The organism is Pseudooceanicola aquaeponti, from assembly GCF_050897975.1.
In the GTDB taxonomy this organism is placed as follows: domain Bacteria; phylum Pseudomonadota; class Alphaproteobacteria; order Rhodobacterales; family Rhodobacteraceae; genus Pseudooceanicola.
This window is the reverse complement of record NZ_JBPAXY010000007.1, coordinates 13,282-33,443: the sequence shown is the minus strand read 5'-3', so window position 1 is coordinate 33,443 and position 20,162 is coordinate 13,282. Positions and strand designations below refer to the sequence as shown.

The window sequence follows — 20,162 nt, the reverse complement described above, 5'->3', positions numbered from 1 at the left end:
TGGGGCCTCTGCCCCCACCGGTCGCCGGCGGGCGACAAATGGGGAAGACAAGGGGGGGCTCTGCCCCCCTTGAGCCCTGACGGGCTCAATTCCCCCCGGGATATTTGGGGCAATGAGAAACATGGGCCGCGGTGCCCTTGGGCGGGCGGGGGCGCAACGGGCCTGAGGGGGCGCGACAGGGCTGTGATAACGGCCCTTTCACTTGCCCGGTGCAGGCCTTCCGGCTACATCAGGCGGGACCCGCAGCCCGGAGGAGCCATCCATGGACGATTTCATCAACAGCTTCATGACCGGCCCGGACGAGAAGGGGCGTTTCGGCCTGCATGGCGGACGCTTTGTCAGCGAGACCTTGATGCCGCTGATCCTCGACCTGGAGGCCGAGTACGAGAAGGCCAAGACCGACGACGATTTCTGGGCCGAGATGCGGGAACTCTGGACCCATTACGTGGGCCGGCCCTCGCCGCTGTATTTCGCCGAGCGGATGACCGAAGAGCTTGGCGGTGCCAAGATCTACATGAAGCGCGAAGAGCTGAACCATACCGGCGCGCATAAGATCAACAACGTGCTGGGCCAGATCCTGCTGGCGCGGCGCATGGGCAAGACCCGGATCATCGCCGAGACCGGCGCGGGCCAGCACGGGGTGGCCACCGCCACCGTCTGCGCCAAGTTCGGGCTGAAGTGCATCGTCTACATGGGTGCCCATGACGTGCGTCGCCAGGCGCCCAACGTCTTCCGGATGCGCCTGCTGGGCGCCGAGGTGGTGCCCGTGCAATCGGGCCGCGGCACCCTGAAGGACGCGATGAACGACGCGCTGCGCGACTGGGTGACCAACGTGCATGACACCTTCTATTGCATCGGCACCGTCGCGGGGCCGCACCCCTATCCGGCCATGGTCCGCGATTTCCAGTCCGTCATCGGCAAGGAGACCCGCTGGCAGCTGGAAGAGCAGGAAGGCAAGGGCCGCCTGCCCGACACCGTGGTCGCCGCCGTGGGCGGCGGGTCCAACGCCATGGGCCTCTTCTACCCCTTCCTGGACGACAAGTCGGTCAACATCATCGGCGTCGAGGCCGGCGGCAAGGGCGTGGATGACCGGATGGAGCATTGCGCCTCGCTGACCGGCGGGCGTCCGGGCGTGCTGCATGGCAACCGCACCTACCTGTTGCAGGACGAGGACGGGCAGATCCTGGAGGGCTATTCGATCTCGGCCGGTCTGGATTACCCCGGCATCGGCCCCGAGCATTCCTGGCTGCATGACATCGGCCGGGCGCAATATGTGCCAGTCACCGATACCGAGGCGCTGGAGGCCTTCCAGCTGTGCTGCCGCACCGAGGGCATCATCCCGGCGCTGGAAAGCAGCCATGCGGTGGCCCATGTGATGAAGATCGCGGGCGATCTGCCCAAGGACCACATCATCGTCATCAACCTGTCGGGGCGGGGCGACAAGGACATCTTCACCGTGGCCGATTACCTGGGCTTCGACATGTCCGACACCGGGTCGGTGGGCGAGGGCCGCAAGGTCGAGTGACAGGCCGCACTTCCGTCAGACGCAAAGGCCCCGCTCGCGCGGGGTCTTTTCATTTTCGGCCCTCGGCCAGGGCGCGGGCGATGTCGACCACGGCCTGTTCCGCGCGGCCCTCGTCCGGGGCATCGGTGAAGCAGGCCAGGGTCACCGGGCAGGCCAGGTCGGGGAAATGGTAGACGGCGTTGACGCAGAAGGGCCCGGCGCCGGAATGGCCAAAGACCCGGCCCAGGCCGGCGACCGTGCCCGCCATCAGCCCCAGCCCGTAGCCGCAGCTGGCCCAGGGGCGCCCGGGCAGCGGCCCGCCCAGGGGGGTGATCTGCCGCATCTGCGCCAGCGCGGCGCTGTCCAGCAGCGCGCCCTGGGCCAGCCCCGCCAGCAGGCGGGCGGCATCGCGCGCTGTGCCGATCAGGCTGCGGTGATAGACCCAATGGGGATGATAGGCGCGCGCGGCAGGCCAGTGCAGCGCGGCGCCCTGCTCGGGCCGGTCCCAGACTGTCACACTGTCGAGGCCAAGCGGCGCGCGGATCCGCGCCTGCACCAGATCGGCCAGGGGCGCGCCCGCCGTGGCCTCGATCCACTCGCGCAAATAGAGATAGCCCAGGTTGGAATAGAGCCAGCCCGCGCCGGGGGCGTAGGGGTGCCCCTGGGCCAGGGTCTCAGCCTCCAGCCGGTCGCGGGGCCAGGGCGGATCGCCCCGGGCTACGGCGGCATGATAGGCGGCAAGCGGGCCATAGTCGGGCAGCCCCGCCCGGTGACCCAGCAGCTGGCGCAGGGTGAAGGGCCGCCCGGGCAGGGCGTCGTCCAGACACAGCGCCGCCTCGGCCGCCTGTTGCAGAGCCAGGACCGCCAGGACAGTCTTGGAAAAGCTCCAATAGGGGAACAGGGCGCCGGGGGCCCCTGCGTTGCCCTCGGCCCCTGCCTCGGTGATCCAATGGGCGTGAAGCGTGGTCATCGGCACAGGGTCGGCGCGCGCGGCGGCACTGTCAATCCGCCTGCCCCCCCGGGCGCGGCGTCACGGGGGCCGCCCCCTTCCCTTTCCGCCCCGCTCTGGGCATGATCCCGGGCGACGACCTGCCAGCGGAGCCCAGATGAAGGCCAAGATACGCGAGCTTTACGAAGGCCACAGCGTGGCGGCGCATCGGTTCCGCTATTTGTTGCTGGGCTTCGACCTGGTGACGATCCTGTTTGTCATCGTCACCTCCTTCTTTCCCCATACCCGGGCGGTCGAGATCACCGATGCCATCTTCGGCGTGCTGATCCTGGGCGATTTCGCCGTGCGCCTGTGGCTGGAACGGCAGCCCTGGCGGCTGTTCCTGCGCCCGGCCACCTGGGCCGACCTGGCCGCCGTCCTGTCCTTCCTGGCGCCGATCGCGGGCGAGGGGCTGGGCTTTCTGCGGATCCTGCGCACCCTGCGGCTGCTGCACAGCTATCAGACCCTGCGCCGGTTGCGGCAGGATTTCACCACCTTCCGCGAATACGAGGATGTGGTGCTGGCCACCACCAACCTGGCGGTGTTCCTCTTCGTGATGACCGGGCTGATCTACGCCAGCCAATACGGCGTGAACCCCGAGATCCGCAACTATGCCGATGCCCTCTATTTCACGGTCACCACCCTGACCACGACCGGCTTCGGCGACATCACCCTGCAGGGCTCCTGGGGGCGGATGCTGGCGGTGGCGGTGATGATCTTCGGCGTCACCCTGTTCCTGCGCCTGTTGCAGGTGCTGTTCCGCCCCACCAAGGTGCGCCAGGAATGCGAGACCTGCGGTCTGGTGCTGCATGATGCCGATGCGGTGCATTGCAAGCATTGCGGCGCGCCGATCCATATCCGCACCGAAGGGCAGGTCTGAACCGGAGGGGCCAGGGAAAGGCGGGCGGCGGGGCTGTCCCCGCGCCGCCCGTGCCCGGGGTCAGCTGTCTTCGAGGATGGTCTCGAACCCTTCGAAGCTGGGCGGGCCCATCAGGGCGTCCTTGGTCTTGCTGTTGCCGGCGTTCTTGTGGGCATCGCGGAACTGCTCGGACTTGGTCCAGGCCTCGAAGGCCTCCTTGCTGTCCCAGACGGTATGCGAGGAATACAGGCGGTGATCCTCGGCCGCCGGGCCGCGCAGCATCCGGAATTCGACGAAGCCGGGCATTTCCTTCAGGCGGCTTTCGCGGCTGGCCCAGATGTCTTCAAAGGTGGCCTCATGGCCGGGGCGCACCTTGAATCGGTTCATGGCAATGAATTGCATGTCGCTGTCTTTCACTGATGTGGGGGAGGGCGGGCAGGACGCGACAGGGCGCCGGGCTGGCATCATCCGGGATATGGACCCAGTCCCGCCGTGGGGTCAAGGGGCCGAGACGACGCGCCCGGTCCTGGCCCCCCGGGGCCTCCGGCGCGCGCGCCTGCACCTTTCACCGGGCCGAAAATACTCGAAAGCTTCCTCGACCAACGGGCGCGCGGCCCGATCCGGCGCGCCTGCCCCGCAGGCAGCCCGCAAAACAAGGCGAAACCGCCAAAAGACGCTTTCCTTCACGCAGGAATCCCTGTAAGGGCGCGGGACTTGAACGCGGGTATACAGCCTTGGAGGATACCCGCCCCATTAGGAGAATACAAAATGGCTGGAGAAATTCCTGATCTCGTGGCCCAGGAACGTGCGGGGACGGGCAAGGGCGCCGCTCGCGCAGCACGTCGTGCTGGCATGGTTCCGGGTGTGGTTTACGGTGGCGACGCCGAGCCGCTGGCAATCGAACTGCCCTTCAACGATCTGCTGACGCGCCTGAAGAAAGGCCGCTTCCTGGCGACCCTGTTCAACCTGAAGGTTGAAGGCCAGGACGACGTCCGCGTGATCTGCCGCGGCGTGCAGCGCGACGTGGTCAAGGACCTGCCGACCCACGTCGATTTCATGCGCCTGCGTCGCACCACCCGCGTGAACCTGCACATCCCCGTCGAGTTCGTGAACCACGCGGCGGCCCCCGGCCTGAAGAAGGGCGGCGTGCTGACCGTGGTCCGTGCCGATGTCGACCTGTCGGTCATCGCCGGTGACATCCCCGATCACATCACCGTCGACCTGACCGGTGCCCAGATCGGTGACACCATCACCATCAGCCAGGTTACCCTGCCCGAAGGCGTGAAGCCGGTCATCGACCGCGACTTCGTCATCGCCAACATCACCGCCCCCTCCGGCCTGAAGTCCGCCGAGGACGAGGCTGAAGAGGGTGAAGAGGGCGGCGAGGAGTAATCCCGCCGGGCGCCCCAGGGCGCCCCTGCCGAAAGATCCGGGGCCGTCGCAGCGATGCGGCGGCCCTTTTGCTTTGGCCGGGGCCTCTGCGGGGTCTCCCGCCCCGCAACGGGCGGCGCTGGACCGGACCGGGCCAAGCAGCTACACCGCTGTCAGCAAACAGGAGGTCCCATGCAGCTTTTTGTCGGTCTCGGAAATCCCGGTGGCAAGTACGCCGGCAACCGTCACAATATCGGCTTCATGGCACTGGACCGGATCGCCGAAGACCACGGGTTCGGCCCCTGGAAGGGCAAGTTCCAGGGCGAGATCGCCGAGGGGATGCTGGGCCGCGAGAAGGTGCTGCTGCTGAAGCCCGCGACCTTCATGAACAACTCGGGCCAGTCCGTGGGCGAGGCGATGCGCTTTTACAAGCTGACCCCGGCCGATGTGACCGTCTTCCATGACGAGCTGGACCTGGCGCCGGGCAAGCTGCGGCTGAAACAGGGCGGCGGGCACGCGGGCCATAACGGGCTGCGCTCGATCCATCAGCATATCGGGCCCGAGTATCAGCGCGTGCGCATGGGCGTCGGCCACCCGGGCCACAAGGACAAGGTCGCCCCCTATGTGCTGGCGGATTTCGCCAAGGCCGATCAGGGCTGGCTGGACGACCTGCTGCGCGGCTGCACCGATGGCGCGCCCAGCCTGGCCGAGGGCGACGGGCCCCGCTTCCTCAACGCCGTGGCCCTGCGCGTGGCCCCGCCGCGCAACAAGGACAGGCCCGCCGCCCCTGCGGCGCCCGCGGGCAGCCAGGCCGCCGTGGCCCAGAAGGCACAGCAGATGAAGGCCAGCGCCGAGGCCCGCGACCGCCGCACCCCGCTGCAAAAGCTGAAGGACAAGTTCCGGTGACCGCCCCCGTCGCCCCCTGGCAGGATCATTTCGCCCATCAGGCCCGCTCTTGCGAGGGACTGGGCTCACCCTTCACCGCCCGCCTGCTGCGCCTGCTGGCCGCACGGATGCGCGGCGGGGCCGTGGCCTCGCGCATCGCCCGCTGGGCGCCCGAGGCCCTGGGCCCCGACGCCGTGGCCCTGCGCCTGGCGGGCGGGCTGCACGCCCTGGTGCTGATGCAGGCGGACCGGGCGCTGGCGGCGGTCTATCCGCCGCACCGCGCCGGGGACGAGGCCCTGTGGGAGGCGCTGGCCCCCGCGCTGAGGGCCCATCAGGCACATCTGCTGCACTGGCTCGACAGCGCGCCGCAAACCAATGAGATCCGCCGCTCGGCCGGTCTGATCCTGGCGGCGCAGCAGTTGGCGGTCCAGTTTCCCGGCCTGCCCCTGCGCCTGTCCGAACTGGGCGCCTCAGCGGGGCTGAACCTGCAATTCGACCGCTACGCGCTGCAAATCGGCGGCCAAAGCTGGGGGGCGACGGATCCGGTGCTGACCCTGACGCCGGACTGGGACGGCCCCCTGCCGCCCGCCGCCCCGGTGCAGGTGGCCGAGGCGCGGGGCGTCGACCTGAACCCGCTCGATCCCGGCGCGCCCGAGGATGTGCTGCGCCTGCGCAGCTACCTCTGGGCCGATCAGCCCGACCGCCGCGCCCGCCTCGACGCAGCCCTGGCGGTGGCGACCCCTCGCGTCGATCGCGGCGATGCCGCCGCCTGGCTGGCCGCGCGCCTGGCCCGGCCCGCCGAGGGACAGTTGCACCTCGTCTATCACACCATCGCCTGGCAGTATTTCCCCGAGGCCACCAAAACCGCCTGCCTGGCCAGCCTGGCCGAGGCCGGCGCCCGCGCCACCACCCGCGCCCCCCTGGCCCGGCTGGCCTTCGAGGCCGACGGCGCGGGCCCCGGCGCCGGGCTGACCCTGACCACCTGGGCCGAGGGCCGCGAGGAAACCCGCGCCCTGGGCCGGATGGATTTCCACGGCCGCTGGCTCACCGCCGTCTGAGGCCTCGCGAAGGGCCCCGCCCCCTGCTAGGCTGGCGCCCAGAGCAGCAGAAAGGCCGCACCAGATGGACAAGGACCCCGCAGTCAACGCGCTCGGCGGCGCATTGGAACCCTGTTCGACCCATCCGGTGACCGGTTTCTTCCGCGACGGCCACTGCAACACCTGCGCCCAGGATCAGGGCAGCCATACGGTCTGCGCGGTGATGACGGCAGAGTTCCTGGCCTATTCGAAATATGTCGGCAACGACCTCACCACGCCGATCCCCGAGTTCCAGTTCCCCGGGTTGCGCCCCGGCGACCGCTGGTGCCTCTGCGCCGCGCGCTTCCTGCAAGCCCATGACGAGGGCTGCGCGCCCCAGGTGCGGCTGGCCGCCACCCATATCCGCGCCCTGGAGGTCGTGCCGCTGGAGGTGCTGCGCCTCTACGACGCCGAAGGCTGACCGACCCGGCCCTGAAGGGCGCTCCGGCCCCACGGAAGCACGCCCGCCCATCCTGAAGGCTGAAAATACTCCGGGGGGAATTGCGTCGCAGACGCAAGGGGGGCAGCGCCCCCTGCCTTCCGACACCCGCCCCCACGGCCAAAAATGCGGCACCTGTCCCCCTGCGGCCACCCTGTGCAGGGATGCGCAGCCTGGGCTTTCCACACGATTTCAACCCCTTGCGCCACCGGTGCCGCCAAGACACCGGGCGGGCGCTATTGAACTTCCCCGTTCAGCTTCGCAGATGCAGGGCCAACAACACGCAATGACGGAGCCCCTCCCATGCTCAACGATGCCCTGACCTGGCGCTATGCCACCAAGAAGATGGACCCGACGAAAGCGGTCCCCGAAGAGAAGGTCGCCAAGATCGTCGAGGCGATCCAGATGGCCCCCACCTCTTCCGGCACCCAGCCTTTCGAGCTGTTCGTGGTCAAAAACCCCGAGATCCGCGCCCGGCTGCGCGCCGCCGCCTGGGATCAGGCGCAGCTGACCGATGGTTCGCACGTCCTGGTCTTCGCCGCCTGGGACAACTACACGCCCGAACGAATCGACGCGGTGCTGGCCCAGGCCGAGGCCGAACGCGGCACCAATCCCGGCCTTCAAGCCTATTACGAGCGGCTGAAATCCATGTACCTGCCGCGCCCGGCCGAGGTGAACCACGACCACGCCGCGCGCCAGGCCTATATCGCCCTGGGCTTCGCCCTGGCCGCCGCCGCCGAACTGCGGGTCGATTCCACCCCGATGGAAGGCTTCGATGCCGATCAGGTCGACGAGATCCTGGGCCTGAAGGAAAAGGGCCTGCACGCGGCGCTGATCCTGCCCCTGGGCTACCGCGATGAAACGGGCGGCGACTGGCTTCTGCCGATGAAGAAGGTCCGCAAACCGCTGGACGAACTGGTGCACGAGATCGCCTGACCCGGGGTCCCTTTCCGGGCCCGGATCCGCCCCCTGCCCCGGTCTTTCGCCGCAGCGCGGCAAGGCCCCGGCGGGGCGGATCCGATGATCTCTCAACCAATGGGCGGGGCGCAACCGTGGTTTTGCCCTTCCCAAGCCCCGGCTCTTCCGCTAAGGAAGTCGCATGATGACCCAGGCCCATATCCCCGCTGCTGCGCGCCCCCTTTCGGGCGCCGCTCTGCGTGCCGGTCTGCTTCTCCTACTCCGCCTCTGAGCGTGCCCGTTTGGCGCGACGTGCTCAGAGGACATGCCTTTCGCGCCGAGGCTTCAGGAGAATGAAAGAGAGATTCCAATGACTTCCACCATTATGCCCAGCGACGCAGGTCGCGTGCTTATCTTCGACACCACCCTTCGTGACGGCGAACAATCGCCCGGCGCGACCATGTCCCACGAGGAAAAGCTGGAGATTGCCCAGCTTCTGGACGAGATGGGCGTGGACATCATCGAGGCGGGCTTCCCGATCGCTTCCGAAGGCGATTTCAACGCCGTCAGCGAGATCGCCAAGAACGCGGTCAACTCGACGATCTGCGGCCTGAGCCGCGCCAATTTCAAGGATATCGACCGCTGCTGGGAGGCCGTGAAACACGCCCGCTCGCCGCGGATCCATACCTTCATCGGCACCTCGCCCCTGCACCGCGCCATTCCCAACCTGTCGATGGACGAGATGGCCGAGCGGATCCACGAGACGGTGACCCATGCCCGCAACCTTTGCGACAACGTGCAATGGTCGCCGATGGACGCGATCCGCACCGAGCATGACTATCTCTGCCGCGTGGTCGAGATCGCCATCAAGGCCGGGGCCACCACCATCAACATCCCCGACACCGTCGGCTACACCACGCCGCGCGAATCCGCCGACATCATCCGGATGCTGCTGGAACGCGTGCCGGGCGCCGATGAGGTGATCTTTGCCACCCATTGCCACAACGACCTTGGCATGGCGACGGCCAACAGCCTGGCGGCCGTCGAGGCGGGCGCGCGGCAGATCGAATGCACGATCAACGGGTTGGGCGAACGCGCCGGCAACACCGCCCTGGAAGAGGTGGTGATGGCCCTGAAGGTGCGCCATGACGTGATGCCCTACACCACCGGCGTGGACAGCACCAAGATCATGAACATCTCGCGCCGCGTCTCGGCTGTCTCGGGTTTCCCGGTGCAGTTCAACAAGGCCATCGTCGGCAAGAACGCCTTCGCGCACGAATCGGGCATCCACCAGGACGGGATGCTGAAGAACGCCGAGACCTTCGAGATCATGCGCCCCGAGGATGTGGGCCTGGCCGCCACCAACCTGGTGATGGGCAAGCACTCGGGCCGGGCCGCGCTGAAGGACAAGCTGCGCCAGCTTGGCGTCGAAGTGGCCGACAACCAGCTGATGGACATCTTCACCCGGTTCAAGGACCTCGCCGACCGCAAGAAGGAAGTCTATGACGACGACATCCTGGCCCTGGTCCGCGTCTCCGACGATGCCACGCCGGATCACCTTCAGCTGAAGGACCTCGTGGTGGTCTGCGGCACCGGCGGCCAGTCGGCCGACATGACGATGATCGTCGACGGCGTGGAAAAGACCGCCAAGACCACCGGCGACGGCCCGGTCGACGCGGCCTTCAACGCGGTGAAGGAAATCTTCCCGCATGACGCCAAGCTGGAGCTGTACCAGGTCAGCGCCGTGACCAAGGGCACCGACGCCCAGGCCACCGTTTCGGTCCGCCTGAACGAGGAAGGCCGCATCGTCACCGGCTCGAACGCCGATACCGACACCGTGGTGGCCAGCGTGAAGGCCTATATCCACGCGCTGAACCGGCTGATCGTGCGCCGCTCGAAGGTGGGCGCCGGGGCCGACACGCGCGAGATCAACTACAAGGACGCGGGCTGACCCCGCAGCAGCCCTTGTCGCGACAGACGAAAGCCCCGGACCGCGCGTCCGGGGCTTTTTCCTTGGGCCCGCCGGGTCTGCGGCAGGGCCGACAGATGGGCTGCGCGCTGACCCTCCGGGCGGTGCGACCCGCCGGAACGATCAGCGCGCAAGCAGACAGGGAAACCCGAGACCGAAGAAACAGGGCACTCGCCACCGTTCGGATCCCTCTGCTGCAACCCTGCGCAGCCCTTCTCAGGCGGGGCATCCATTCGGCAACGAATTGCGCAGGGGCGGGATTGCGAATTTGCGCAACTGTGGCGCGCAAGCCGCGCCCTGGTGTGAAAGTTGCGCAGGCCGCGCCCCAAGGGCCGGTGGCCCCTCAGCCGGTGACGACGCGGAACTCGGCCGGGGCGCTCTTTTCGATCACCACGCGGGCATTGGGCAGGTCGTTGCCCGCCACCTTGGCCCGCGCCTCGGCCTCGGGCAGGCCCAGGTCCAGCCAGCGGCGCATCAGCCGCGCCTCCAGCACCGGCAGCGGGCAGGACAGGGCGACGGTCAGGTCAAAGACCGGGCGCAGCGCGTCCCAGGGGGCGCGGTTCAGCAGCAGGTAGTTGCCCTCGACCAGCAGAACCCGGGTCTGCGCCGCGATGATCCGGGCCGAGCCGCGCGACAGGTCCAGCGCCCGATCGAAGACCGGCACCGTGACATCGCCTGCCCCGGGCGCGGCCAGGGCGGCCAGGGTGCGGGCGAAGCCGTCGGTATCGAAGGTCTCGGGCGCCCCCTTGCGGGGCCGCAGCCCGCGCGCCTCCAGCACCGCATTGTCGTAGTGAAAGCCGTCCATCGGCAGGATCTCGGTCGCCAGCCCGCGCGCCCGCAGGCTATCGCGCAGGGGCTCGACGATGGTCGACTTGCCCGCGCCGGGCGGCCCGGCCAGGGCCAGGATCAGCCGCGCATCGCGCGCCTCGGCCCGGGCCGCCACCTCTGCCGCCAGGGCGGCGGGGGTCAGCGTGACCGGCGCGGTCAATGCGCCGCCCGGGGACGGAAGAGGGGCGAGACGGCGCTCCAGGCCATCACCACCACGGCGCCGACCAAGAGGCCCACCACCCCGTCCAGCGCGGCGGTCGCCCCCCATTCGGTGGCCCCCTGCCAGCCCTCGGGCACGCCCGCGGCCGCGCCCAGGGCCAGGTGGTGAATCGTGTCATAGGGCCAGTGCCAGCCCAACTCGTGCAGCCCGTGCACGATGATCGACCCGCCGACCCAGATCATCGCCGCCGTGCCGACGATGGTCAGCAGCCGCAGCAGCGCCGGCATCCCGCGCACGATCATCCGGCCCAGCCAGCGGGTCACCCCCAACCGCCCGGAAGAGGCCATCAGCAGACCCAGGTCATCGGCCTTCACGATCACCGCCACGGCGCCATAGACCACCAGCGTGATGATCACCCCCGCCACCGCCAGCGCCCCGGCCTCCATCCAGAAGGTCAGATCGGGCGGCAGGGCCGACAGGGTGATGGTCATGATCTCGGCCGACAGGATGAAATCCGTCTTGATGGCGCCCTGCACCTTCTGCTCTTCTAGGCCGATCTCGCCATGGGTCTTCTTCTCGACCTGTTCGGCGACATCGTGGTGCGCCGGGCTGAGGACGTGCCAGATCTTCTCGGCGCCCTCGAACGACAGATATCCCCCGCCGATCATCAGCAGCGGATAGATCAGCATCGGCGCGAAGGCCGCCAGCAGCAGCGCCACCGGCAAGAGCAGCACCAGCTTGTTGAACAGCGACCCGCGGGCGATCTTCCACACGATGGGCAATTCGCGCTCGGCCGAGAAGCCTTGGACGTATTTCGGCGTCACCGCCGCATCGTCGATCAGCGCGCCGGTGGCCTTGGTCGAGGCCTTCACCGCCTGCCCCACCACGTCGTCCACCGACGAGGCCGCCACCTTGGCGATCGCCGCCACATCGTCGAGAAGTGCCAGAAGTCCGCTCATGCCCCATCCTTTCGGTGCTCTGCGCCGGAAGATAGCGCGCCCACCCCGCAGCACCACCGGAAAACGTCCGCAGCCCCGGCCCCGGCAGGCGCCCGCCCCGCGTGCCCCCTTGATAGACTGCCGAGAAACCTTGCGTTTTCCAAGGCTTGCCGATCATCTGGCGCATAGCCCCTCTGCACCGATGCGCCCTGTACGCCCCGGCGCCCAGCCCCTATCTGAAACGAGGGGAGCGCAACAACGGAGGCCCGAGATGCCGCAACACACCCCCGAGGGAATGGATCTGACCCTCAGAACCCTGGCCATGCCCGCCGATACCAACGCCGCGGGCGACATCTTCGGCGGTTGGGTGATGAGCCAGATGGACCTGGCCGCGGCGATCCGCGCCAATGAGCGTTGCAATGGCCGCACGGTGACCATCGCCGCCGATCAGATCATCTTCAAGAAGCCGGTGAAGGTGGGGGATACCCTGTGTGTCTACACCGCCGTCGACCATGTCGGGCGCACCTCGATGGTGATCCGCATCGAGGTCTGGGCCCGGCGCGCCTATTCCGCCCTGCGCGAGCATGTGACCGAGGCGAAGTTCACCATGGTCGCCGTGGATGACGCAGGCAAGGCGCGCCCCGTGGATGCCCCCGCCGGGGCCTGAGACAGGCCCGCGCGGTCACATCACCCGCGCCGGCACCCCCGCGACCTTGGCCCCCGGGGCCACGTCGCGGGTGACCACGGCCCCTGCGGCCACGATGGCCCCGTCGCCGATGGTCACGCCCCCCAGCACGATGGCCCCGGCGCCGATCCAGACATCGGCGCCCAGGGTGATGGGCCGGGCGATCTCTTGCCCCGCGCCGCGCAACTGCGGGTCGTGGTGGTGTTCGGGGCACAGCAGCTTCACCTGCGGACCCAGCATGGTGCGGGCGCCGATGCGCACCTCGGCGCAGTCCAGCACCACGCAGCCGCTGTTCATGTAGACCCCGGGCGCCAGATACAGGTTGAACCCGTAGGCACAGTGAAAGGGCGCCTCCAGAAAGGCCCCCTCGGCAGCGCCCAGCAGGTCGCGCAGCGCGGGCGCCATGGCGCCGCGCGCGTCGGGATCCAGGGTGTTATGCGCCCAGCAGGCGCGCCGAGCAGGGGCGCGCAGGGCGTCGATCTCGGGATCCATGCCGTCGTACCAGGTGCTGCCCGCGCGGAACTTCTCCAGCTCGCTACACCCGTCACCCGTTATCCCGTCGCCACTCATCCCGCCGCCTCTGCGAAAAGCGCCGTCAGCCGGGCGGCCTCTTCCTCGGTGCCGAAGGGCGTGTTCACCACGAACATCCCCGAGCCGACCATGCCGTGCCCTTCGCGGGCAGGGGGAAAGCGCACCTCGCTTTTCAGCACCTTGGGCAGGTCCAACCCCTCCAGCGCGCGCAGCATGGGCGCATGGCGGGCGTCGCGCAGGATCGGATACCAGATCGCCACCACGCCTACGTTCCAGACCCGGTGCAGCTTTTTCACGAAATCCGCCATGCGGTCGTATTCGCCCTTCACCTCATAGGCGGGATCCACCAGCAGCAGGCCCCGGCGCGGCTCTGGCGGGCAGATCGACAGGGCCATCTCATAGCCGTCCTGAAGATGCACCCGGGCCCGGCGCCCCATGGCGGCGCGCAGGGCGGCGCCTTCCTGGGGGTGCAGCTCTGCCAGGTGCAGGCTGTCGCCCGCGCGCAGCAACTCGGCCGCGATCAGGGGCGAGCCGGGATAGGCCCGCGCCCCATGGGCCGCGCGCACCCGCGCCAGCACCTGGCGATAGGGATGATCGGCGGGCAGGCGCGCCGCCAAACGGCCCACCCCCGCCGCCGCCTCGCCGGTCTTCAGCGCCTCGGCACTGTCCAGATCGTAAAGGGCGCGGCCCGAATGGGTTTCCAGATAGCTCAGCGGCTTGGGTTTTTCCGTCAGCCGCGCCAGCATCGCCGCCAGCAGGGCGTGCTTGTGCAGGTCGGCGGCATTTCCGGCGTGGTAGATGTGTTGATAGGACAGCATGTCCCCCGATACGACGCGGCCCGCCGCACGGCAATCCCCGGCGCGCCCCGCCGGACCCCGGCGCCGCCTTCGCGGGCATCACGACGAGATGATGGGTAGACACGGCAAAATGGCGCTTATTCGTGCAGGGGCGCCCCTTTCCACGCGCCCCGGCACTGAATATAAGGGCGAACGATCAGGACGTCGCCGGGGGCGTGACTCCTGCGGGGCCATCACTATCGGGACGCGACATGGGAATTTTTGACAAGATGCCGGGGCTCTTCTCCTCGGACATGGCGATCGACCTCGGCACGGCGAATACGCTGGTCTACGTGAAGGGCCGCGGCGTGATCCTGTCCGAACCCTCGGTGGTCGCCTATCACGTCAAGGACGGCGTGAAGAAGGTGCTGGCCGTGGGCGAGGATGCCAAGCTGATGCTGGGCCGGACGCCGGGCAGCATCGAGGCCATCCGCCCGATGCGCGAAGGCGTGATCGCCGATTTCGACGTCGCCGAAGAGATGATCAAGCACTTCATCCGCAAGGTACACAAGCGGTCTACCTTCTCGAAGCCGAAGATCATCGTCTGCGTCCCCCATGGCGCCACCCCGGTTGAGAAACGCGCGATCCGCCAGTCGGTCCTGTCGGCCGGGGCCCGCCGTGCGGGCCTGATCGCCGAACCCATCGCGGCGGCCATCGGCGCCGGGATGCCCATCACCGACCCCACCGGCAACATGGTTGTCGACATCGGCGGCGGCACCACCGAGGTGGCCGTTCTGTCGCTGGGCGACATCGTCTATGCCCGCTCGGTCCGCGTCGGCGGCGACCGGATGGACGAGGCGATCATCAGCTACCTGCGCCGCCAGCAGAACCTGTTGATCGGCGAATCGACCGCCGAGCGCATCAAGACCTCGATCGGCACCGCCCGGATGCCCGACGACGGGCGCGGCGCCTCGATGCAGGTGCGCGGTCGCGACCTGCTGAACGGTGTGCCCAAGGAAACCGAGATCACCCAGGCCCAGGTGGCCGAGGCGCTGGCCGAACCCGTGCAGCAGATCTGCGAAGCGGTGATGACCGCGCTTGAGGCCACGCCCCCGGACCTGGCCGCCGACATCGTCGACCGCGGCGTCATGCTGACCGGCGGCGGCGCCCTGCTGGGCGACCTGGACCTGGCCCTGCGCGAGCAGACCGGCCTGGGCGTGTCGATCGCTGACGAAAGCTTGAACTGCGTGGCTCTCGGCACCGGCAAGGCGCTGGAGTATGAAAAGCAGCTGCGCCACGCGATTGACTACGACAGCTGAGCGCCCGAAGCTGAGGACCTGACAACGGGCCTCGCACGGGCCGTTTCCCTGTCTTTCTGGGGGTCCATATGGCCAAGGACAGATCACAGGACGAGGACTATATCACCCCGCTCCGGCGGTTGATCCTGTCCGTGATCTTGCTGCTGCTGATCGCGATCTTCCTGGTCTGGCGCATCGACAGCCCGCGCGTCGAACGCTTCCGCGCCCAGGTGATCGACCGGGTGATGCCCTCGATGGACTGGGCCATGGCGCCGGTGACCGGCGCGGTGAACCTGGTGCGCGATTTCCAAAGCTACCAGCGCATCGTCGAACAGAACAACGAGCTGCGCCGCGAGTTGCAGCAGATGAAGGCCTGGAAAGAGGCCGCGCTTCAGCTGGAACAGGAAAACGCCCGACTGCTGGATCTGAACAACGTGCAGCTGGATCCGCGGCTGACCTATATCACCGGGGTGGTGATGGCCGATGCGGGCTCGCCCTACCGGCAGTCGGTGCTGCTGAACATCGGCGCCCGCGACGGCATCGTCGACGGCTGGGCGGCGATGGACGGGATCGGCCTGGTGGGCCGGATCTCGGGGGTTGGGGCGAAGATCAGCCGGGTGATCCTGCTGACCGACACCTCCTCGCGGCTGCCGGTGACGATCCAGCCCTCGGGCCAGACCGCCATGGTGATGGGCGACAATACCGCCGCCCCGGCGCTGGATTTCATCGAGGACAACGACCTTGTGCGCCCCGGCGACCGGGTGGTCAGTTCGGGCGACGGCGGGGTCTTCCCGGCGGGGCTCTTGGTTGGCCAGGTGGCCGAGGACAAGTCGGGCCGCCTGCGGGTGCGCCTGTCGGCGGATTACGAACGGCTGGAATTCCTGCGGGTGCTGCGCCACCTGGGCACCGAAGCCCTGAGCCAGCCGGGCGGCATGATCCTGCCCGGCGGCAGCGCCGCCCTGCCCCCCATGCCCGCCCCCGAAGAGGGCGCGGCAGCGCCCGAGGAGGGAGCCGCCCTGCCCGAGGCCCTGCCCATGGCCGCCGGAGGGGTCGATGGCTGACGCGATCCGCACCTCGGCCACCCGGCAATGGGCCCTGCGCGGCGCCTATGCGGCGCTGTGCCTGGGGCTGATCATGCTGTCGCTGCTGCCGCTGCAAACCGTGCCGCGCCTCTGGGCCGGGCCCGACCTTCTGCTGGGGCTGACCCTGGTCTGGTCGCTGCGCCGCCCGGAACTGGCACCGCTGCCGCTGATCGCCGCCATCTTCCTGCTGTCGGACCTGTTGCAGATGCGCCCGCCCGGCCTGATGGCCGCCATCGCCACCTATGTGATCTACCGCACGCAGCGCCGGGCCCGCACCATGCGCGACCGCACCTTCGCCACCGAATGGCTGACCGCCGCCGTGGCCGCCGCCTGCGTCCTGCTGGGCTACTGGCTGGCGCTTGGCCTGTTCTTCCTCGACAAGCCCCCCTTGCCCGTGACCCTGTCGCAGTTGGTCATGACCGCCCTTTTCCACCCGATCCTCGCCGCCCTTTCGGCCGCCTTCTTCGGCCTGCGCCGCGCGGCCCTGGGCGAGGTCGACAGCCTGGGACACCGGATATGAGCGCTCGTACCCCTCGCGATCAACAGGTCTCGGGCCGCCGCCTGACCCGCCGCGCCGCCCTGCTGGGGGGTGTGCAGCTTGGCTTCATGGGGCTTCTGGGCTGGCGGATGCGCCACCTTCAGGTCGACCAGGCCGACCAGTTCCGGATGCTGGCCGAGGAAAACCGCATCAACCTGCGCCTGATCCCGCCCGCACGGGGCGAGATCTTCGACCGCAACGGCATGGCCATTGCCCGCAACGAACCGGCCTACCGGATCACCATCGTGCGCGAGGATGCGGGCGATGTGGACAGCGTGTTGGCGCGGCTGTCGCAGCTGATCCCGCTGGACCCCGACGACCTGGAGCGCGCCCGGGCCGAGATGGACCGGTCCGCCCCCTTCCTGCCCATCACCCTGGCCGAGAGGGTCAGCTGGGAAGACGTCAGCAAGATCGCGGTCAACACCCCCGCCCTGCCCGGAATCACCCCGGATGTGGGCCTGTCGCGCTTCTACCCGCTGGGCCAGGATTTCGCCCATGTGGTGGGCTATGTGGGCCCCGTGTCCGACTACGACCTGTCGAAGATCGAAGACCCCGACCCGGTGCTGCGCATCCCGCGTTTCCAGATCGGCAAGGTGGGCCTTGAGGCGCGGATGGAAGACAACCTGCGCGGCTCGGCCGGCACCCGCCGGGTCGAGGTCAACGCCGTGGGCCGGGTGATGCGCGAGCTGGACCGCCAGGAAGGCCAGGCCGGGGCCAACCTGCAACTGACCACCGATGTGATGTTGCAGAACTACGTCCAGGCCCGCCTGGGCGAGGAAAGCGCGGCGGCGGTGGTGATCGACACCACCAATGGCGACCTGCTGGCCGTCGGCTCGGCCCCCAGTTTCGACCCCAACCTTTTCGTGCGCGGCATCTCGGTCAGCGACTACCGCGCCCTGACCCAGAACGATCACCGCCCGCTGGCGGCGAAATCGGTGCAGGGCATCTACCCGCCCGGCTCGACCTTCAAGATGGTGGTGGCCCTGGCGGCCCTGGAAGACGGGCAGCTGACCCCGGAAGAAACCTTCTGGTGCGGTGGCTACCTGGAGGTGGCGAACCGCCGCTTCCACTGCTGGAAACGCGGCGGCCACGGCCATGTGAACCTGGCCCAGTCCCTGCGCGAAAGCTGCGACGTCTTCTATTACGAGGTCGCCAGCCGCGTCGGCATCGAGAAGATCTCGGCCATGGCCAACCGGCTGGGCCTGGGCATCCGCCACGACCTGCCGCTGTCGGCGGTGGCCTCGGGGCTGGCGCCCACCAAGGCCTGGAAAAAGGAAGTGCGGGGCGAGGACTGGCTGATCGGCGACACGGTCAACGCCTCGATCGGCCAGGGATTCGTGCTGGCCTCGCCGCTGCAACTGGCGGTGATGACCGCGCGGGTGGCGACGGGGCGCATGGTCACGCCACGGCTGATCAAGTCGATCGACGGGGTCGAACAGCCCTCCGGCTCGGGCGAGAGCCTGGGGCTGAACCCGATGCATCTGAACTATGTGCGCAACGGCATGTACGAAGTGTCCAACAGCCGCAAGGGCACCGGCTATTCCAGCCGGATCATCGCCGAAGAGATGCGCATGGCGGGCAAGTCGGGCACCAGCCAGGTGCGCAACATCACCGCCGCCGAACGCGCGGCGGGGGTCACCTCGAACGACGATCTGCCCTGGGAACGGCGCGACCACGCCCTGTGGGTGGATTTCGCCCCCTATGACGACCCCAAGGTCGCCGTGGCGGTGGTGGTGGAACATGGCGGCGGCGGCTCGTCGGTGGCGGCGCCCATCGCCCGCGACATCACCCTACAGGCGCTGTACCAGGGCGATCCGCCGCTGGACGCCTACCCCGCCAAGGATCGCGACCGGATCGCCGCGCAGCAGGAACGCCTGCGCGCCCTGCGCCCCGATCTGGACCAGGACACGAAGAGCCGCGCATGAGTTATCTTGAATATGCCGTCAAGACGACGCCCACCGGCCTGCGCAAGGTGCTGTACCTGAACTGGCCGCTGGTGCTGCTGCTGACCGCCGTGGCCTCGGTGGGGTTCCTGATGCTCTATTCCGTCGCCGGTGGCAGCCTGTCGCCCTGGGCCGAACCGCAGATGAAGCGCTTCGCCATGGGCCTGGTCGGCATGTTCGTCATCGCCATGGTGCCGGTGTGGTTCTGGCGCAATGTCTCGGGCGTGGCCTATGGGCTGTCGCTGCTCTTGCTGCTTTATGTCGAGTTCTTCGGCCATGTGGGCATGGGCGCCCAGCGCTGGATCAACCTGGGCTTCATGCGGCTGCAACCCTCCGAGCTGATGAAGATCTCGCTGGTGATGTTCCTGGCCGCCTATTACGACTGGCTGCCGATGAAGAAGGTCAGCCACCCCCTGTGGGTGCTGATCCCGGTGCTGATCATCCTGTTGCCCACCTTCCTGGTGGTGAAACAGCCCGACCTGGGCACCGCGATCCTGCTGCTGACCGGCGGCGGGGCGGTGATGTTCCTGGCGGGCGTCCACTGGGCCTATTTCGCCAGCGTGATCACCGGCGCCGTGGGCCTGGTCTGGGCGGTGTTCCAAAGCCGGGGCACCGACTGGCAGCTGATCAAGGATTACCAGTTCCGCCGCATCGACACCTTCCTTGACCCCTCCAAGGACCAGCTGGGCGCGGGCTATCACATCACCCAGTCGAAGATCGCCCTGGGCTCGGGCGGCTGGACCGGGCGGGGCTATATGCAGGGCACGCAATCGCGGCTGAACTTCCTGCCCGAGAAACACACCGACTTCATCTTCACCACCCTGGCCGAGGAATTCGGCTTTGTCGGCTCGGTCTCGCTGCTGGCGCTTTATGCGCTGATCATGGTCTTCTGCGTCGGCTCGGCGATGAACAACCAGAACCGCTATGCCTCGCTGATGACCCTGGGCATCGCCACCACCTTCTTCCTGTTCTTCGCGGTGAACATGTCCATGGTGATGGGCCTGGCGCCGGTGGTGGGCGTGCCGCTGCCGCTGGTCAGCTATGGCGGCTCTGCCATGCTGGTGCTGATGCTGGCCTTCGGCCTGGTGCAAAGCGCCCATATCCACAAGCCACGCTAAGGGCCGCGCTGACGGCCCTCTCCAGGCGCCGCCGCCCCTACCAAAGCGCGCGAAACAAGGGGCGCGGGGCCGTCAAACCCCTTGCCCTGCGGGGGGGCATCGCCTATACGCCGCCTGTCCGGGGCCGGAATCGGCCAGCCGGACCTGTCCCTTGTGGCCCATGGCCCCGCGTCTTCGGTGCGGCCGGTCGGGACAGAGCAAGCAAACGGCGACCTGTACCTCCGCCGGGCTGCCCCTGATCCGATCAGGGCCGGGACCCGGACGAAGAGCGGAGCTC

20 protein-coding genes are annotated in these 20,162 nt (G+C 68.4%); 14 read left to right on the top strand and 6 right to left on the bottom strand.

Annotated elements, in window-relative coordinates; all coding sequences use genetic code 11:
• Positions 1-262: 262 nt before the first annotated feature.
• The gene (gene trpB / locus ACRARE_RS17345; protein ID WP_432657725.1) at positions 263-1,525 is read left to right on the top strand and encodes a tryptophan synthase subunit beta; all 1,263 of its coding nucleotides are present in this window, start codon (positions 263-265) and stop codon (positions 1,523-1,525) included.
• Positions 1,526-1,574: 49 nt separating this feature from the next.
• On the opposite strand, the gene ACRARE_RS17340 is transcribed toward trpB, so the two are convergent.
• Positions 1,575-2,474 carry a serine hydrolase domain-containing protein gene (locus ACRARE_RS17340; RefSeq protein WP_432657724.1) on the bottom strand — a complete coding sequence of 300 codons (900 nt, stop codon included), beginning with the start codon at positions 2,472-2,474 and terminating at the stop codon, positions 1,575-1,577.
• 136 nt (positions 2,475-2,610) lie between these two features.
• Here ACRARE_RS17340 and ACRARE_RS17335 point away from each other — a divergent pair, with 136 nt between their 5' ends.
• Positions 2,611-3,372 carry a potassium channel family protein gene (locus tag ACRARE_RS17335; protein ID WP_432657723.1) on the top strand — a complete coding sequence of 254 codons (762 nt, stop codon included), beginning with the start codon at positions 2,611-2,613 and terminating at the stop codon, positions 3,370-3,372.
• 60 nt (positions 3,373-3,432) lie between these two features.
• Here ACRARE_RS17335 and hmuQ read toward each other — a convergent pair whose 3' ends face one another.
• The gene (gene hmuQ, locus ACRARE_RS17330) at positions 3,433-3,753 is read right to left on the bottom strand and encodes a heme-degrading protein HmuQ (protein WP_432657722.1); all 321 of its coding nucleotides are present in this window, start codon (positions 3,751-3,753) and stop codon (positions 3,433-3,435) included.
• Positions 3,754-4,119: 366 nt separating this feature from the next.
• On the opposite strand from hmuQ, the gene ACRARE_RS17325 reads away from it, so the two are divergent.
• From ACRARE_RS17325 to ACRARE_RS17300, 6 genes are all read left to right on the top strand, one after another.
• Complete coding sequence (locus ACRARE_RS17325; protein WP_432657721.1) at positions 4,120-4,743, top strand: 50S ribosomal protein L25/general stress protein Ctc; 624 nt, start codon at positions 4,120-4,122, stop codon at positions 4,741-4,743.
• 171 nt (positions 4,744-4,914) lie between these two features.
• Positions 4,915-5,628 carry an aminoacyl-tRNA hydrolase gene (pth, locus tag ACRARE_RS17320; RefSeq protein ID WP_432657720.1) on the top strand — a complete coding sequence of 238 codons (714 nt, stop codon included), beginning with the start codon at positions 4,915-4,917 and terminating at the stop codon, positions 5,626-5,628.
• Positions 5,625-6,665: a DUF2332 domain-containing protein gene (locus ACRARE_RS17315; RefSeq protein ID WP_432657719.1), complete on the top strand. Its 1,041-nt coding sequence runs from the start codon at positions 5,625-5,627 to the stop codon at positions 6,663-6,665. The genes pth and ACRARE_RS17315 overlap by 4 nt, the downstream gene beginning before the upstream one ends.
• A gap of 64 nt (positions 6,666-6,729) precedes the next feature.
• Positions 6,730-7,104 (top strand): DUF2237 family protein, encoded by a 375-nt coding sequence (locus tag ACRARE_RS17310; protein WP_432657718.1) that lies wholly within the window; start codon positions 6,730-6,732, stop codon positions 7,102-7,104.
• A gap of 321 nt (positions 7,105-7,425) precedes the next feature.
• Positions 7,426-8,058: an NAD(P)H-dependent oxidoreductase gene (locus ACRARE_RS17305; RefSeq protein WP_432657717.1), complete on the top strand. Its 633-nt coding sequence runs from the start codon at positions 7,426-7,428 to the stop codon at positions 8,056-8,058.
• Positions 8,059-8,389: 331 nt separating this feature from the next.
• Positions 8,390-9,970: a 2-isopropylmalate synthase gene (locus ACRARE_RS17300; protein WP_432657716.1), complete on the top strand. Its 1,581-nt coding sequence runs from the start codon at positions 8,390-8,392 to the stop codon at positions 9,968-9,970.
• Positions 9,971-10,331: 361 nt separating this feature from the next.
• Here the strand turns inward: ACRARE_RS17300 and ACRARE_RS17295 are convergent, their stop codons facing one another.
• Together ACRARE_RS17295 and ACRARE_RS17290 are read right to left on the bottom strand one after the other, a co-directional pair.
• Positions 10,332-10,976 carry a nucleoside/nucleotide kinase family protein gene (locus tag ACRARE_RS17295; protein WP_432657715.1) on the bottom strand — a complete coding sequence of 215 codons (645 nt, stop codon included), beginning with the start codon at positions 10,974-10,976 and terminating at the stop codon, positions 10,332-10,334.
• Positions 10,973-11,935: a DUF808 domain-containing protein gene (locus ACRARE_RS17290; RefSeq protein ID WP_432657714.1), complete on the bottom strand. Its 963-nt coding sequence runs from the start codon at positions 11,933-11,935 to the stop codon at positions 10,973-10,975. Before ACRARE_RS17290 ends, ACRARE_RS17295 begins: the two co-directional genes overlap by 4 nt.
• 250 nt (positions 11,936-12,185) lie before the next feature.
• Between ACRARE_RS17290 and ACRARE_RS17285 the strand changes: the two genes are divergently transcribed.
• Entirely contained in the window at positions 12,186-12,581 is a 396-nt protein-coding gene (locus ACRARE_RS17285) for an acyl-CoA thioesterase (RefSeq protein ID WP_432657713.1), read from the top strand.
• A 15-nt stretch (positions 12,582-12,596) separates the two neighbouring features.
• Here ACRARE_RS17285 and ACRARE_RS17280 read toward each other — a convergent pair whose 3' ends face one another.
• Together ACRARE_RS17280 and ACRARE_RS17275 are read right to left on the bottom strand one after the other, a co-directional pair.
• Positions 12,597-13,169, bottom strand: a complete 573-nt coding sequence (locus ACRARE_RS17280; protein WP_432657712.1) for a sugar O-acetyltransferase — start codon at positions 13,167-13,169, stop codon at positions 12,597-12,599.
• Entirely contained in the window at positions 13,166-13,948 is a 783-nt protein-coding gene (locus ACRARE_RS17275; protein ID WP_432657711.1) for a 23S rRNA (adenine(2030)-N(6))-methyltransferase RlmJ, read from the bottom strand. Before ACRARE_RS17275 ends, ACRARE_RS17280 begins: the two co-directional genes overlap by 4 nt.
• 230 nt (positions 13,949-14,178) lie before the next feature.
• Between ACRARE_RS17275 and ACRARE_RS17270 the strand changes: the two genes are divergently transcribed.
• From ACRARE_RS17270 to rodA, 5 genes are all read left to right on the top strand, one after another.
• A complete protein-coding gene (locus tag ACRARE_RS17270; RefSeq protein WP_085889242.1) occupies positions 14,179-15,225 on the top strand; it encodes a rod shape-determining protein in 1,047 nt (348 codons plus the stop codon).
• Between the two features lie 68 nt (positions 15,226-15,293).
• Positions 15,294-16,265 carry a rod shape-determining protein MreC gene (mreC, locus tag ACRARE_RS17265; RefSeq protein WP_432657710.1) on the top strand — a complete coding sequence of 324 codons (972 nt, stop codon included), beginning with the start codon at positions 15,294-15,296 and terminating at the stop codon, positions 16,263-16,265.
• Positions 16,258-16,806 (top strand): rod shape-determining protein MreD, encoded by a 549-nt coding sequence (locus ACRARE_RS17260; RefSeq protein WP_432657709.1) that lies wholly within the window; start codon positions 16,258-16,260, stop codon positions 16,804-16,806. Before mreC ends, ACRARE_RS17260 begins: the two co-directional genes overlap by 8 nt.
• Positions 16,803-18,749, top strand: coding sequence for a penicillin-binding protein 2 (gene mrdA / locus ACRARE_RS17255; RefSeq protein ID WP_432657708.1), 1,947 nt, complete (start codon positions 16,803-16,805; stop codon positions 18,747-18,749). Before ACRARE_RS17260 ends, mrdA begins: the two co-directional genes overlap by 4 nt.
• The gene (rodA, locus tag ACRARE_RS17250) at positions 18,746-19,885 is read left to right on the top strand and encodes a rod shape-determining protein RodA (protein WP_432657707.1); all 1,140 of its coding nucleotides are present in this window, start codon (positions 18,746-18,748) and stop codon (positions 19,883-19,885) included. Before mrdA ends, rodA begins: the two co-directional genes overlap by 4 nt.
• Positions 19,886-20,162: the final 277 nt, after the last annotated feature.

What these genes read in the sequence shown, in the direction of transcription:
- trpB (WP_432657725.1), top strand. Translation starts at nt 263, where the DNA reads ATGGACGATTTCATCAACAGCTTCATGACCGGCCCGGACGAGAAGGGG.
- ACRARE_RS17340 (WP_432657724.1), bottom strand. Translation starts at nt 2,474, where the DNA reads ATGACCACGCTTCACGCCCATTGGATCACCGAGGCAGGGGCCGAGGGC.
- ACRARE_RS17335 (WP_432657723.1), top strand. Translation starts at nt 2,611, where the DNA reads ATGAAGGCCAAGATACGCGAGCTTTACGAAGGCCACAGCGTGGCGGCG.
- hmuQ (WP_432657722.1), bottom strand. Translation starts at nt 3,753, where the DNA reads ATGCAATTCATTGCCATGAACCGATTCAAGGTGCGCCCCGGCCATGAG.
- ACRARE_RS17325 (WP_432657721.1), top strand. Translation starts at nt 4,120, where the DNA reads ATGGCTGGAGAAATTCCTGATCTCGTGGCCCAGGAACGTGCGGGGACG.
- pth (WP_432657720.1), top strand. Translation starts at nt 4,915, where the DNA reads ATGCAGCTTTTTGTCGGTCTCGGAAATCCCGGTGGCAAGTACGCCGGC.
- ACRARE_RS17310 (WP_432657718.1), top strand. Translation starts at nt 6,730, where the DNA reads ATGGACAAGGACCCCGCAGTCAACGCGCTCGGCGGCGCATTGGAACCC.
- ACRARE_RS17305 (WP_432657717.1), top strand. Translation starts at nt 7,426, where the DNA reads ATGCTCAACGATGCCCTGACCTGGCGCTATGCCACCAAGAAGATGGAC.
- ACRARE_RS17300 (WP_432657716.1), top strand. Translation starts at nt 8,390, where the DNA reads ATGACTTCCACCATTATGCCCAGCGACGCAGGTCGCGTGCTTATCTTC.
- ACRARE_RS17290 (WP_432657714.1), bottom strand. Translation starts at nt 11,935, where the DNA reads ATGAGCGGACTTCTGGCACTTCTCGACGATGTGGCGGCGATCGCCAAG.
- ACRARE_RS17285 (WP_432657713.1), top strand. Translation starts at nt 12,186, where the DNA reads ATGCCGCAACACACCCCCGAGGGAATGGATCTGACCCTCAGAACCCTG.
- ACRARE_RS17280 (WP_432657712.1), bottom strand. Translation starts at nt 13,169, where the DNA reads ATGAGTGGCGACGGGATAACGGGTGACGGGTGTAGCGAGCTGGAGAAG.
- ACRARE_RS17275 (WP_432657711.1), bottom strand. Translation starts at nt 13,948, where the DNA reads ATGCTGTCCTATCAACACATCTACCACGCCGGAAATGCCGCCGACCTG.
- ACRARE_RS17270 (WP_085889242.1), top strand. Translation starts at nt 14,179, where the DNA reads ATGGGAATTTTTGACAAGATGCCGGGGCTCTTCTCCTCGGACATGGCG.
- mreC (WP_432657710.1), top strand. Translation starts at nt 15,294, where the DNA reads ATGGCCAAGGACAGATCACAGGACGAGGACTATATCACCCCGCTCCGG.
- ACRARE_RS17260 (WP_432657709.1), top strand. Translation starts at nt 16,258, where the DNA reads ATGGCTGACGCGATCCGCACCTCGGCCACCCGGCAATGGGCCCTGCGC.
- mrdA (WP_432657708.1), top strand. Translation starts at nt 16,803, where the DNA reads ATGAGCGCTCGTACCCCTCGCGATCAACAGGTCTCGGGCCGCCGCCTG.
- rodA (WP_432657707.1), top strand. Translation starts at nt 18,746, where the DNA reads ATGAGTTATCTTGAATATGCCGTCAAGACGACGCCCACCGGCCTGCGC.